The 13,403-nt window shown below is 47.0% G+C and carries 10 protein-coding genes and 1 pseudogene; 1 reads left to right on the top strand and 10 read right to left on the bottom strand.

Annotation, left to right across the window (positions count from 1 at the left end):
* Nucleotides 1–355 precede the first annotated feature (355 nt).
* A pseudogene (locus RLO19_RS04505) lies at nt 356–2,818 on the top strand (DUF5682 family protein).
* 82 nt (nt 2,819–2,900) lie between these two features.
* On the opposite strand, the gene RLO19_RS04500 reads toward RLO19_RS04505, so the two are convergent.
* The 10 genes from RLO19_RS04500 to pyk all read right to left on the bottom strand — a co-directional run bounded on the left by RLO19_RS04500 (nt 2,901) and on the right by pyk (nt 13,290).
* The gene (locus RLO19_RS04500; RefSeq protein ID WP_446354212.1) at nt 2,901–3,827 is read right to left on the bottom strand and encodes a glycosyltransferase family 2 protein; all 927 of its coding nucleotides are present in this window, start codon (nt 3,825–3,827) and stop codon (nt 2,901–2,903) included.
* Between the two features lie 60 nt (nt 3,828–3,887).
* A complete protein-coding gene (locus RLO19_RS04495) occupies nt 3,888–4,070 on the bottom strand; it encodes a hypothetical protein (protein ID WP_446354210.1) in 183 nt (60 codons plus the stop codon).
* A 22-nt stretch (nt 4,071–4,092) separates the two neighbouring features.
* Nucleotides 4,093–5,619, bottom strand: a complete 1,527-nt coding sequence (locus tag RLO19_RS04490; RefSeq protein WP_446354208.1) for a lipopolysaccharide biosynthesis protein — start codon at nt 5,617–5,619, stop codon at nt 4,093–4,095.
* Between the two features lie 9 nt (nt 5,620–5,628).
* Complete coding sequence (locus RLO19_RS04485; RefSeq protein WP_446354206.1) at nt 5,629–6,519, bottom strand: glycosyltransferase family 2 protein; 891 nt, start codon at nt 6,517–6,519, stop codon at nt 5,629–5,631.
* A complete protein-coding gene (locus tag RLO19_RS04480) occupies nt 6,512–7,708 on the bottom strand; it encodes a glycosyltransferase family 4 protein (protein WP_446354204.1) in 1,197 nt (398 codons plus the stop codon). The genes RLO19_RS04485 and RLO19_RS04480 overlap by 8 nt, the downstream gene beginning before the upstream one ends.
* Nucleotides 7,686–8,588, bottom strand: a complete 903-nt coding sequence (locus RLO19_RS04475) for a glycosyltransferase family 2 protein (RefSeq protein ID WP_446354218.1) — start codon at nt 8,586–8,588, stop codon at nt 7,686–7,688. Before RLO19_RS04475 ends, RLO19_RS04480 begins: the two co-directional genes overlap by 23 nt.
* Nucleotides 8,573–8,779 carry a glycosyltransferase family 2 protein gene (locus RLO19_RS04470; RefSeq protein ID WP_446354202.1) on the bottom strand — a complete coding sequence of 69 codons (207 nt, stop codon included), beginning with the start codon at nt 8,777–8,779 and terminating at the stop codon, nt 8,573–8,575. The genes RLO19_RS04475 and RLO19_RS04470 overlap by 16 nt, the downstream gene beginning before the upstream one ends.
* Before the next feature lie 99 nt (nt 8,780–8,878).
* Nucleotides 8,879–10,339: an NAD(P)/FAD-dependent oxidoreductase gene (locus RLO19_RS04465; protein WP_446354200.1), complete on the bottom strand. Its 1,461-nt coding sequence runs from the start codon at nt 10,337–10,339 to the stop codon at nt 8,879–8,881.
* A 42-nt stretch (nt 10,340–10,381) separates the two neighbouring features.
* Nucleotides 10,382–11,548 (bottom strand): glycosyltransferase family 2 protein, encoded by a 1,167-nt coding sequence (locus tag RLO19_RS04460; RefSeq protein ID WP_446354199.1) that lies wholly within the window; start codon nt 11,546–11,548, stop codon nt 10,382–10,384.
* Between the two features lie 314 nt (nt 11,549–11,862).
* Nucleotides 11,863–13,290 (bottom strand): pyruvate kinase, encoded by a 1,428-nt coding sequence (gene pyk / locus RLO19_RS04455; RefSeq protein ID WP_446354216.1) that lies wholly within the window; start codon nt 13,288–13,290, stop codon nt 11,863–11,865.
* Between the last annotated feature and the right edge of the window lie 113 nt (nt 13,291–13,403).

Below are 13,403 nucleotides of genomic sequence, written 5' to 3'. Positions count from 1 at the left end.
CAATTACACCATTTAATATTTTTCAGAAGGTTTTTATTTGTACAGAGTTATCACCTACAAACTCTGTTTCTCATATTATTATTATACCTAAGATTAGAAAGAAAAGCAACTAAAGTTGCTAAACTAAACACATTGCTCGGTTTCATCCCTCGGATAAATCACGAGGGCTTTCACCATCGCTTATGACGTAAATGGGGGTATAAATGGGGGTATAAATGGGGCTGGGGGGTTAGGTTTGGGGTTAAGTTTGATGTTGATATACATTTTAGGTTAAGGAATGTGAACTAATTTTGGCAACGCCATCTGTGGTGAATTTGACAAAAAAACACGATATGTAGGGGAGTCAGACTGAGAAATGAGCATCCATATCTTTGGCATACGTCATCATGGACCCGGATGTGCGCGATCGCTGCGTCATGCCCTGCAAAATCTCAACCCAGATATCCTCTTAGTTGAAGGTCCCCCAGATGGGGATGGGATGCTGCCTTTAATTACCCATCCCCAGATGCAACCACCTGTGGCATTATTGGTGTACCGACCCGACCAACCCCAACAGGCGGTTTATTATCCCTTTGCTATCTTTTCCCCAGAATGGCAAGGGATTGATTATGCCTTAACTCAAGGGATTCCGGTGCGGTTTATGGATTTACCTTTAGTGCATCAGTTGGCTGGGGAAGAACGTAGAAACGTTCCACCGGAACGTCTGGGAGATAGGGCAGATGGGGTATTCGTAGGGGCGAAGCATTCGCGCCCAAATCTATCGGTTTTCTATTCACATCTCAACGCGAATGCTTCGCCCAATCCCCATCGAGAAGATAGGGGAGATGAAATTCACGATGATCCCTTGGGTTATTTGGCAAGAATCGCCGGCTATAGCGATGGGGAACGCTGGTGGGAACAGTTAGTCGAACACCGCCAGGAGAGTCAGGACGTATTTGAGGCGATTTTAGAAGCAATGACGGCTTTGCGCCAGGAGATACCCCCCAGAGATGATCTGAGGGAAGCGCAACGGGAAGCCTATATGCGGAAACTGATTCGGGCGGCGCAAAAAGAAGGGTTTCAACGCATCGCCGTAGTTTGTGGCGCATGGCACGCTCCCGCCTTGGTGGATATGCCTGGGGCGAAAGCAGATAATGCTTTGCTTAAGGGATTGGCGAAAACCAAAGTCGAAACCACTTGGATACCTTGGACTTATGGGCGACTGGCATTTAAGAGTGGTTATGGGGCGGGGATTGAATCGCCGGGTTGGTATAGCCATTTGTGGGATTGTTATCAGGATGGGGGAGCAGGGGGAGCAGGGGGAGAAGATTCAACACTGAGACAGGGCGGATAATGTACAAACGTTACAATCAATAGTGAGAAGAAAGTCTCTAAACCCGCCCCTACGGATACGTCAGGAAACATATCAACAATTAACCATCAACAATCGGCGATCGCGATTCGTTGGTTGATTAAGGTGGCGCGGTTATTGCGTCAGGAAGATTTAGATGCGTCATCTGCCCATATTATTGAAGCGGTACGGTTAGCAGAATCTTTGGCAGCATTGCGCGATCGCAGCTTACCCGGTTTGTCTGAGTTAAATGAAGCGACGCAAACGGTGCTGTGTTTTGGTAGTGATGTACCTATGGGTTTAATTCAAGAGCAACTGATTGTGGGTGAACGATTGGGAGAGATTCCTGATCAGACTCCTATGGTTCCCTTACAACAGGATTTACAGCAGCACATCAAACGCCTGCGCCTCCCTGCCAATGCTACCGAGAAACAGTATGAATTGGATTTACGCAAAACAAATGACTTAGCGCGATCGCATCTTCTCCATCGTCTGGATTTACTTGGTATTCCTTGGGGGATACGACAATCAACAAGGGGGAAGGGTACATTTAAAGAAGGGTGGCGCGTTCAATGGCATCCTGAATTTGCGGTTAAACTCATTGAAGCCGGGATTTGGGGGACGACGATTGATACGGCGGCTACAGCTTATGCCCGGAATCAGGCACAACAGGCTCAATCGTTACCCAGTCTGACTCAGTTAGTCGAAAACGTCTTATGTGCAAACTTACCTGATGCGTTACCGGAAGTGATGCATCGCCTGCAAACTGAAGCCACCCTTAACCGAGATGTCGCCCAATTAATGGAAGCTTTACCCCCCTTGGCGCAGGTATTGCGCTATGGCAATGTGCGCCAAACCGATACTCGGATGATTATCTCAGTGGTGGATGGCTTGGTGACTCGGATCTGTCTAGGTTTACCCTTAGCTTGTGCATCTTTAGATGATCAAGCAGCACGGCATATCGATCAGCTTATCCAACAAGTAAATTACGGGATTTCAATCTTGAATAATCCTGAGTATAAACAATCCTGGCAACAGGTATTATGGCAACTGACAGATCAATCTAACCTCCATGGGTTAGTATCGGGTCGAAGTTGTCGATTATTATTGGATGCTGGGGTATTTAATCAGAATGAAGCCTCCCGTCGGTTAGGATTAGCCCTGTCTCAAGCCAGTGAACCCCCTCAAGCCGCAGCTTGGATGGAAGGGTTTTTGCAGGGGAGTGGATTGTTACTCTTGCATGACTATACTTTGTGGCGGATAATTGATGATTGGATTACTCAGCTTCCTGGGGAAACCTTTATGGGGATATTACCCTTATTGCGTCGCACCTTTGCCACGTTTTCTGTGGCTGAACGACGACAAATCGGTGAACGAGTGAAACAGGGAATCTCGGTTCAGAGGAGGGGGATAGGGGAGGAGGAATTGGATTGCGATCGCGCCAATGCCGTTTTGCCGATTGTGGCACAGTTATTAGGCGTGAAATAGTAGGGGCGGGTTTAAGGAATCTCTTGTCGCGATTGATGATATCGTTGATACAAAACCCGCCCTTGTGTAGGGGCTTAGAGTCCTAATTACAAGCAGTTTTTGAGCCTTGACTGTTCAGATTCACCGTTTGAGCCGATTGTTCCCAGAAAAAACCCACCACATTGGCTACCTGTGACAAGAAAAGCAGGAGTGCAAGTAATAGACTCGGTTGTTTAGAAGGCTGTGAAAACGGATAAATCAGTAGGTTGGAATAAAAGGAGAACGGTTCTACCTTCATCTTGTCTAGGTTACGTTTAGCACGGAGTTGGTGAAAGTGGAACGCACCCCGACCATAATTAAAATGCTGTCGCCAGAAGCGTCGGAGTGTCAAGTGGTGAGCATGATAGACTTGGGCTTTGGGAGCATAAATCATCCGGTAGCCATAGTTTAACCAGCGATCGCACCATTCCCGATCCTCGCCTGCTGCGAGGGGAAAGGTGGTGTCGAAGCCGCCTAAGTGATGAAACGTTTCTTTGGCAAGGGCGAAGTTGTTGGAGGCGAAGAAGGTGGCTTGATTAGGATGGGTATTGTAGTAGTTGTACAGGTAATCAATCAGTAATTGGCTAGCCGTTGAAAATAGGTTATCTGGAAGCGCATTAATGGCTCGACCTCCAATTAAGCCGTTGGGTGATGTGGTAAAGTGATTTGCGAGGGCGTTTAGCCAATCGGGAGCGGGTGTACAGTCATCGTCAGTAAAGACGAGTAACTCCCCCTTAGCCTTAACTGCACCTTTGTTCCTAGCCGTTGCTGGACCGGCGTTGGATTGGGTAATCAAGGTAATATCTAGCTGTTGGCGAAAGGGAGCAACCACAGGTTCAATGGGCGTATGGCTACCATCGTCAACCACGATCACCTCGAAGCGATCGCGGGGATAGTCAAGATGTGCGATCGCGCCCAAACAAGTTGCTAGTTGTTCTGGACGATTGTAGGTGGGAATAATAATCGAAAAGAAAACCTGTTCTTGTTTCATAGTAAGTTTGGTATAAGGGGAAAAATTCCAACGACTTATCAGCTTACTTGCATCTGTTTTTTACGTCGCGCTTGAGCAAGAAGGAAAATCAGCATTACCATCCAGATAGTAGTCTGTCCAGCTTTGAAAAATAGATCCCAAGGTGATGGGAGAAGACGTAAACTGGCTGGGACAAGGGAGGTGATAAGAGCGATCGCGAATAACATACCACTGACTACCCGATATAATATGTAAATTTTCCAATATTTACAATGTATTATTCTATCTAAATATTCTGCTTTGAGCGAATTTTTTGCAGAATTGCTAAAATTTCTGCTGTGGATTGCCTACCGCCTGGAAGGGCAACCCACAGAAGCAGATAAATAACGCCAAAAACTATAGATCTTACCAACAACTCAAAAATTAAGTTACTGAAACTTGGCAAGACAAAATGACTGTAAAACAGTCCTACGGCGGCGATTAAGGATGCAGTAGCAGGTCGCCACACTGCACTGAAGAAATCACCGAGCGATAGAGGCGATGTTTGAATACAGAATGCTACGGATGGGTAGGTTAGCAAACAGAGTCCTACTGTATACCCCATTGCTACACCATAAGCTCCCCATTTTATACCGATCGCTAAAGCAATAATCATAACGGGCGTGTGAATCAAAGCCCAGCGAAATTGCCGTTGGGTTTGACCTGTCGATACGTAAATCCACTTGGTAACCCGATACATACTGCCCACAAAGACGGCAATTGCTAACAGTTGGAACAGAGGTATCGCCTCTAACCATTGCTTTCCTAACAGCAGGAGAATCACCTCTCGGGCTTGAACAAACAAAAATGCCAGCGCAGGCATACAAAGTGCGAAAATCGGCATCAGCCCCCTGCGGCAATAACTGCGGTAGAGATCTTTGTCATTCTGAGCGCGGCTGAAGCTGGATACCGCTACATCAAAAAGGGGTAGATAGACTTGATTAAAGGGAAAATATGCCCACCTGTAGGCAAGATCGTAAAGACCTAGCATTCCCGCACCACTAACGTAACCAATCAGAATACGGTCAAGCTGCATGCTGATGCGGGTTATAAACCGGAACCCCGTCAGGTGTGCCCCATAGGAAAACATCCCCTGTAAGTGAGCATCTAGTTTTACACCGCTCACATACCTCGCCGGACGCCAACCACAAGCCAGCCAACAGGCTATACCTTGAATGACCTGCATCATCACCACCTGCAACACCAGCGCCCAGTAACCCCAACCTGACCAAGCCGCTGCGATCGCGGTTACAGTTCCCCCACCTAATGAACCGATGTCAATCGCGGTTAGCACTCCAAAGCGCATCTGTCGCTTCAGTAGGGATTTGTGTTGAAACGATAGACACAGACTTAAAACACCCACTGCTAAAACCAGAGTAATTGCGGTTAGCTCCATCTTCCCATAGAATCTTGCCAGAACAGGAGCCATCAGCACCATGAACCCAATCACCAGAATGTTGATCTTCAGCGATAACCAAAAGATCACACTGGCTTGCTGATGATCCAATTTTTCTCGCTGCACCGTAGCCGTCTCCAGACCAAAGTTGGCTAAACTGTCTACCAGTGAGAGCAGCGGAGCAACCATTGCCAGCAAACCAAAATCTGCTGGTGTCAAAAGACGAGCCAGCACCACCGTCGAGCCGATCCCAAATGCCAGCTTTACTGGCTGGGCGACAAATGCAATCAAACCCGATTGTAGCGATCGCCGCTTCAAATCACTGCTGATGGCATCGGTGCTAATGTGCTGGTTTGAGGTTGAAGGATCGGGAGCCATGAAGCCAGGTTAGTAATTTTTAAAAGCAATTTTGAGAACTGTTCTTTTAAAAGGCGAAGCCACACGGGCAAGGGTATGCAGTGGCTCAACTCCCATTGCCCAGCCAACACTCTTGAAAGCTGCCCCTATCTGACCCAGCTTATAGGACATAAGCGCGTGTTCATAAATGAAATTGGCAAACATTTTCGGGTGCGCCAAAAAGAGTGATTTATGTTTGGCTACTAGGCGGTTAAAATTTACCTGACGTAGCAATGGGTTTGAGGAAACTCGCTCACCTGAATGTTCAAAAAGTCGATAGGTTACTGTTGGCAGACCTAAGATCGAACAAGCAGGATTGAGTCTTAAGAACAACTCCGTATGGATGCGGGAGGTAAAAGACTCATCAAAACCGCCGATGCCCAGTAGCAGTTCACGTTCGACCACCATTGTTTGTTTACAGAAAAAAGACCGCTCCCGCTTGATCTCCTCTAAGCAGTAGTGGGAACCTCGTGGTAGAGTCGGAGGAATACGCCTTTGCTTGACGTGACCCTCTTCACCCACAACTTCTAATCCAGATAACACAGCGACAGGTTTTGGCAGGGTTGTTTGAGCCAATGCCTCCAGGGATACCTGCACTATGTTAGGCAGCAATTCGTCATCGTCGTCCAGATAAGTAATCCACTGTCCCTGGGCTTCCTTTGCACCGATATTGCGAGCGGCAGCACCTCCTCTATTTTCTGGAAGTTTTACAATCCTAAGTTGGGGATGTCTGGGTAGGTCAATAGGTTCACTTGAAGCATCATCAATAACGATAACCTCAAAATTTGCCAACGTTTGTGCCAATGCACTATTAACGGCATGCTGTAAAAGATGAGAGCGGTTGTAGGTGGGAATAATGATGCTCACTAAAGGGTTACTCATGACATCTCTCCCTGACCCGCAGTCGTTGGTAAATGTCTATAAAGCGCTCCGTGCGTCGGTCTTCGCTAAAGTGAGTAAGTGCTTGCTGACGACCCATCCGTCCCATGCGTTCGGCTAAGGTTGGGTTCAATAGTAGGCGCTCTAGGGCAGCACTTAGGGCATCTACATTATTGGGTGGTATTAAAAAGCCTGTCTCTCCATCAGTGACAATTTCCGGCTGTGCGCCCACGGCGCTAGCTACCACAGCCGTTCCCCGTATCATCGCTTCTGTGGTGACGTTACCAAATGGCTCTGCCCAAAGGGAAGGCACAACCTGTATCCAAGCCGAATCAAACTGTTGTTCCAATTCATGGCGTGGTAGGTGTCCCAGCCAAATAACGCTCTCAGCTATACCTAACTGATCAGCTAAGACTCGCAAAGACGCTTCCTCAACCCCTTGACCTGCAATGAGCAATCGCGCTTGAGGGACTTGAAAATGAGTACGCGCAAAGGCTTGTAGCAAAACACTCGCCCCTTTTTCTGGAACCAATCGCCCTGCAAAAGCAACTGTCGGTGGGTTACTAAGCGGTGGACGCATTGGTCGTTCTGGCACCCCGTTATGAACCACTTCTACAGGTTGAATGCCTTCTGCCTCTAACTTTGCTTTCATGGCGTAGCTGAGTGCTACGACCAGATTGAACGCCCGCCGCCAACGCTGCCAAAGCTGTCGTTGTACCATATATACCACCCAAGATTGGGGGGTGAGACATTTATGATTTAAACAGGCTTTTCCAGCCGTATCCAGGCAAGGACTTCCATCCGGTAGTACTTTCGTCCCTAATGGGCAAATTGCCTTGTACACCGCCGTTTGGTAGAGACAAGGAACATCGTTTAATAGGGGTAAAATTAGGGGTGATAATTGCCATAAGAACATGCGGACATGTACGACGTCTGGTTTAAATTCCGCCAAAGCATGACGTAAACTCCAATAGGCTGAAGGATTAGCAGTCTGGGATAACACCTGTAGCAAACTTGTTGTACCAAAGCAATGATATTCAGAGAGCAATTTACTGTTCGGAACAGGTATGGCTCGACTGGAGAACAGACGAACATCATGACCCCGATCTAGAAGCCCCTGCCGCAGCGAAAGCATTTGCAATTCAGCGCCCCCGGTTGCGGTACCATAATCATGCAGTAAAAGAACTTTCATCAATCTTGCTCTTAAGAGATATTTCAGATGTTCCTGACTCCGGGGAATGCTGAAGTTTCTGTTCAGATTGAGGTTGAGGCAGCCATTTGTGAGCGTAGTGATTGGTTAGATAGGTATTGATAATTTTGTCGATTGGTGTTAATAAGCCATACATCAGTACTTTCTCTAACAATCGATTCTTGACCAAACCGAACGTTAGACGATGTAATAACGGTGAGAGAATCATGTTTCGCCGACGCCAGCCTAGTGCTTTGTACTTTTGAGTGAAATAAATATCTTCAGACAGGTTCCATTTTTCCCTTAGGTGAGATAAGCTAGCTTTTTCCCAAGCATCACTCCAGCGCAGCATATAAAAGTGCAAGTCTGCCCAGTTCCAGGTAATACCTGGCACATAGGTAATGACAGAGGTGGGTTCAAAATAAATTGAGCCACCAGCTTTGGTAACTCCCATGCAAAAGTCAACATGTTCCTTGGTGTTGAGAAATCCTTCGTCTAAGGGTTCCATATCCTGAAAGACCTTCATGTTGACTAACATGCAGTGAAACTCAACAAGTTCTGCTTGAGTCCGATGGAGTTTAGCTGCAACCTTAGCCACACGCTGCCCCTGACGGCACATCTTTTCGCGCAGTCGCCGTCGTCCTTTTACATCAACAATAATACGAGCTTCTCCATTGGCAAAGTGAATAGTTTCATGGATTGGCTCATCCTGACAAGTTAGCGGACCCACGATAGCGGCGTCAGTCTCCTCAGCACATTGAACTAAAGCTTTTAACCAACCCGGAGAAACGACAACGTCATTGTCAACAAAGACAACATACTTTGTCTTCACTCGATCTAAGCCAATATTTCTTGCTTGATTTGGAGTTAAAAAGTGATTGATACGAATGAGTTCAAATTTTTTTCTGCGGCTTGAGTCGCTAAGTAATCTCTTACCAATTTGGGCGAATTACCATCGACATACACCAGATTGAATGGGATATGGGTGTGTTCATAAATACTTTCTAAGGATGTTTGGGTGTAGCTAAAACGCTCACGCGGAGAAACAACAATCGTAGTTGGGGGATGACTCATAAAAATTCAATCCTCATCTAAACATACCTTGGGATGAGTATTCCCTTACATTCTCGCTAGTGGGGACAAGCCTAACGGGGTTTGTCATGCTGTCAGCATTTACTTTGTCACAAGCTGTCGCGGTGGCTTTTTCGGCGACTCCTCTCTGGTAAACTCCTCGTGGTAAGACCGCTCAACATTAACATTCCACAAATCGTGATTTTCTCCGAGAATGTTTTTGACTGCCAGCATCGCTGTCAACATGGAGTGGTCTTGATTGTTGTATCGGTGCATACCATTGCGACCCACCGTTTGCAGATTTTCAAAGGTCTGGATATACTCTTGAATGACTTGAAGATGCTTTCGGTATTCGCCGTCATAAACGGGGTAGGCTTTATGTTGACGGATAACTACTCCATCTTCAACATCACCTTCATTAACGCCTATATTTAGATCAATCGCCTCACGACTCGCTAGCTCAATCAGCTCCACATCCGACAATTCCCAAAGCGGATCACCTTCGCTGCAAAAATATTCCATTCCCAAGCAGGTTTTACTCGGATCAGGCACCATCGCTGGACTCCAATTCTTGAAGTTTTGAATGCGTCCAACTTTGAAGTCTGGGCTATGAATGTAAATCCAGTTGTCGGGAAATAGCTCTGGCTGATTCACAATCAGGGACACAATCAAAAAATCTCGATACTTGAGCCCCTTTGCGGCTGCCAATACATGGTCAGGGGGCAGGGGGTAGAGCCGATGCAGCAGCGCAGTCACGGGCATACTAGAAATGAAATGATCACCTGTGAATTGCAGCGTTTCATCCCCTCGTTTTGCCGTGATGCTCTTAATCCGAGTGCCTTCCCGTTCGATGCGAGTTACGGTTGTATTCAGATGCACGGGAGCGCCTTGACTCTCTAGCTTTTCCTGACAACGTTCCCACATCATTCCCGGGCCCAAAACCGGGTACTTAAATTCCTTAATTAAGCTTTTGGCATTTTGGCTTCCGAATACGGCATTGATTACCGCTCGTTTGAGAGACATATTTTGAATGCGCTGTGCTGCCCAGTCGGCGCGAATTTGGGTGCAGGGGATTCCCCACACTTTCTCGGTGTAGGTTTTAAAGAAGATTCTATAGAGGCGACGACCAAAACGGTCCGTTACCCACTCTTCAAAACTTTCCGGTTCTGGACTAGGGTTGAATCTGGCTCTGAATTTTGCCCTTAAGTAACTTAACAGAATAAAGAAACTTTGGAGGATGCCAAGATTTGATAGAGTATTAAACAGAGAGAGTGGATAGTTGTAAAACTTGCCTTGATAGTAAATCCGGGACAGACGCGGGACTTTGATAAATTCGTCTTCCAGAATTTCGTACCAAAACTGATCGACTTCGCCAACCTTGGTGAAAAAGCGATGACCGCCAATGTCAAAGCGATAGTTTTTGTATGTCTCTGTGCGGGAAATTCCACCCACTTTATCTGCTTTTTCGAGGACAATGGGTTTAATTCCCTTCTTAAGCAGTTCGTAACCTGCCGTCAAGCCAGCAGGACCTCCTCCAATAATGACAACTGGATAATGGGTCAAGGATTTTCCTCCGGATTTTTTAGGGTTTAGATGAGTAGGGGGTTAAAATGAGTTGTCGATTACTAGAGAAACCAGAATTGAGGCACCGACTAATTCACGAGAAATTGACGCAAAAATTCGTTGTTCAAGGGCTAAAAAGTTGACCCAAGGGAATGTTTTCCAGGTTTGGATCATGGGTTGAGAGGTTTGCCAGTAGTGACGAATTAATCCGATCGCAAAGGCTAATCCGCTATAAAAATAGTACAGCCAGTGCCAGGGTACGGTTTTTAGCGCAAATAGGAAACCGCGTTTTTGATTAAAGAATTGATAGACGGAGGCGTTAATTGCCAGCAGCGCCAAACTCAATCCCGCGACGCCAATCCATGCAGCCGATAACCACCAAACGGCTATGAGTGCCGCTAATAAGGTATACACTAATACAACACTGATGCGGTTGGAGAGGTTGAGATTTAAGTCATTGACCATTTCGCGATCGCGTAATATGATCGCTGTCCAAGGGATTGCCCGATAAAATATATCCGCTCTGAGCAGGGAGTAGGTTCTCCAGCACTTCAAATGCTTGACTTGAATCGTTTTTCGCAAGCCAATTTGATACCCGTTTCGTTTCAACCTATTGCCTAATTCAATATCTTCCACACAAGGGAGACGATAACTCTCATCAAAGCCGCCAACGGCTAAGAAAATATCCCGCCGGATTGCACCACAAGCGCCCCAGAAAGTAGAGGCTTCTTCTGATCCGGTTTGATGGGTATAGTGATGGAATAAATTTTTGTATTGGGACAAGAAATTCGGCGCCCCCGGCTGATCATCGTAGGAGCCGATTAAGGCGGCGAGTTCAGATTCCTGACTAAATGTTGTCGCTACTTTACCTATGGTGTTGTCGTGAACTTCGACATCGGCATCGACAAAGAAAAGAATATCACCGCTCGCTGCCTTAGCGCCTAAGTTGCGAGCTTTCGCAGGTCCGCCAGAGGTAGGAACTCTAATCACTTGAGCGCCAAAATCTTGAGCTAACTGCCACGAGCCGTCAGTATCGCCGTCAGCGACGACAATGACTTCCGATGGCTGGGGTGAGGCTTTCGCTAAACTGGAAAGACAACGACGAAACGCTTCACCACCGTTATAGACAGGGATTATTACCGATATTGTCGGTGTTGTGGTAGAAGGTGTCATCTGGCTCTTGGTAATGTGGTTCGTTGGAGCTAGCATAGTTGATAGCTTTGTTGACGACATCCATCTGGGGTCAGATAGACAGTGCTTCCGGCAGTTTAGTCAAGCTATATACCAGAAATTGTAATTACGGTACTTCTAAAATCTTAATCAAGCTTCTGGGTGAGCGATCGCTTAACTGACGTTATTTACAGAATCTTCACCAAATTCTCGTCTTTGGGGTTGTTGTATGAAATTTTTGTGAAGGCTGGATATTCTGTAACTTATGATACAGAAATAAAAGTTAAAATAACTTAAGTAACGGTTCAGAGAACGAAGAATCCCCGCCCTAAAAGTGCGGGGATTGTCAAATTCTAAGCGATCGCTTGTCCAATCTTGTGGACTTTGATCAAACTCGTGGTTCCCGGCGTCCCAATGGGAACACCGGAGGTAATCACCACCTTGTCCCCATACTCGGCTAACTCCATCTCCACGGCGGCATTGACTACATTAGTTAACATCTGTTCGGCGTTGTGTACAGGGGTAATCAGATAAGGTTGTACGCCCCAAGACAAAGCCAACTGACGATAGGTACTTTCTTCTGGCGTAAAGGCAATAATCGGGGTTTTGGGGCGATATTTAGACACCAGTCGGGCGGAACCCCCGGATGAGGTGTTGCACATAATTCCCCGTGCGCCTAATTGACTGGCAATATGACAAGCGGCTTCGGCTACGGATTCGGTGGTGCTGATACTACAACTGGGAAAATCAGACGATTGTGCCAATCCTTCTACTAGCACTTTTTCCGTCTGGATAGCTATATTGTTCATCATTTCCACGGCGGCGATGGGATATTGCCCTACGGCGGTTTCACCCGAAAGCATAACCGCATCCGTTCCATCTAAAATTGAGTTGGCAACATCCGTGGCTTCAGCCCGAGTCGGATCAGGGGCACTGATCATCGACTCCAGCATCTGGGTGGCTGTAATCACAGGTTTACCGGCTTGGTTGCAGCGACGAGTAATCTCTTTTTGGATTAAAGGAACCTTATCCAACGGCGTCTCTACCCCCAAGTCACCGCGAGCAATCATAATTCCATCAGCAATATGGAGGATTTCCTCCAAGTTTTCCACCGCTTCCCGTTTTTCAATCTTGGCAATCACACGGGTTTTAGCGCCTGCGGCTTCAATCATCCGCCGCACCGGTTCTAAATCACTGGCGCTTCGCACAAAAGACACCGCCACCCAGTCAATACCCGATTGCAGCCCAAAACGTAAATCGGTCATGTCTTTTTCGGTTACTGAGGTAACGGGTAAATACGTTTCAGGTAAGTTGACGCCCTTTTTAGAGGAAAGGAGTCCACCAATTTTCACCAAGGCGCGAATACTATCCGCATCTCGTCCCGTGACAATCAGCTTGACTCGACCATCATTAATGGAAATCGGTTCACCCACGCGCACCATAGCAAACAGGGTGGGAATCGGCAAGGGAATCTCTTCAGGATTGTTGCCTTCATCATTTAACACAAATCTCACTTCATCACCGGTGTTCACTTGAATTCCGTCGGGAGGCAGTTTTCCCAGCCGAATTTTAGGTCCGCATAAATCTTGCAGCAGGGCTAGGGGCTTGTGATGTTGGCTGCTAATTTCCCGGATTTGCTGAATCGTCTGCCCGTGAAACTCATGGGAACCGTGGGAAAAGTTTAACCGGGCAACATCCATCCCGGCTTCAATCAAGGCTTCAAGGCGTTCGGGTGAGGCGGTAGCTGGTCCAATGGTACAGATAATTTTAGTGCGACGCATAGGATACTGGGTCATAACGGCAATAGAACTGATGTTCTCTCTCTAGCGTGTGATTTTCAGGGTCTACACACCCCTACCAATTCAACGTCCGCCTAACCGGATGATTTTGATCC

Origin of the sequence: Coleofasciculus sp. G2-EDA-02, assembly GCF_040226375.1 — a bacterium.
GTDB lineage: Bacteria > Cyanobacteriota > Cyanobacteriia > Cyanobacteriales > Coleofasciculaceae > Coleofasciculus.
The sequence above is the reverse complement of the archived record's forward strand: the minus strand, read 5'-3'. Positions and strand labels throughout refer to the sequence as shown.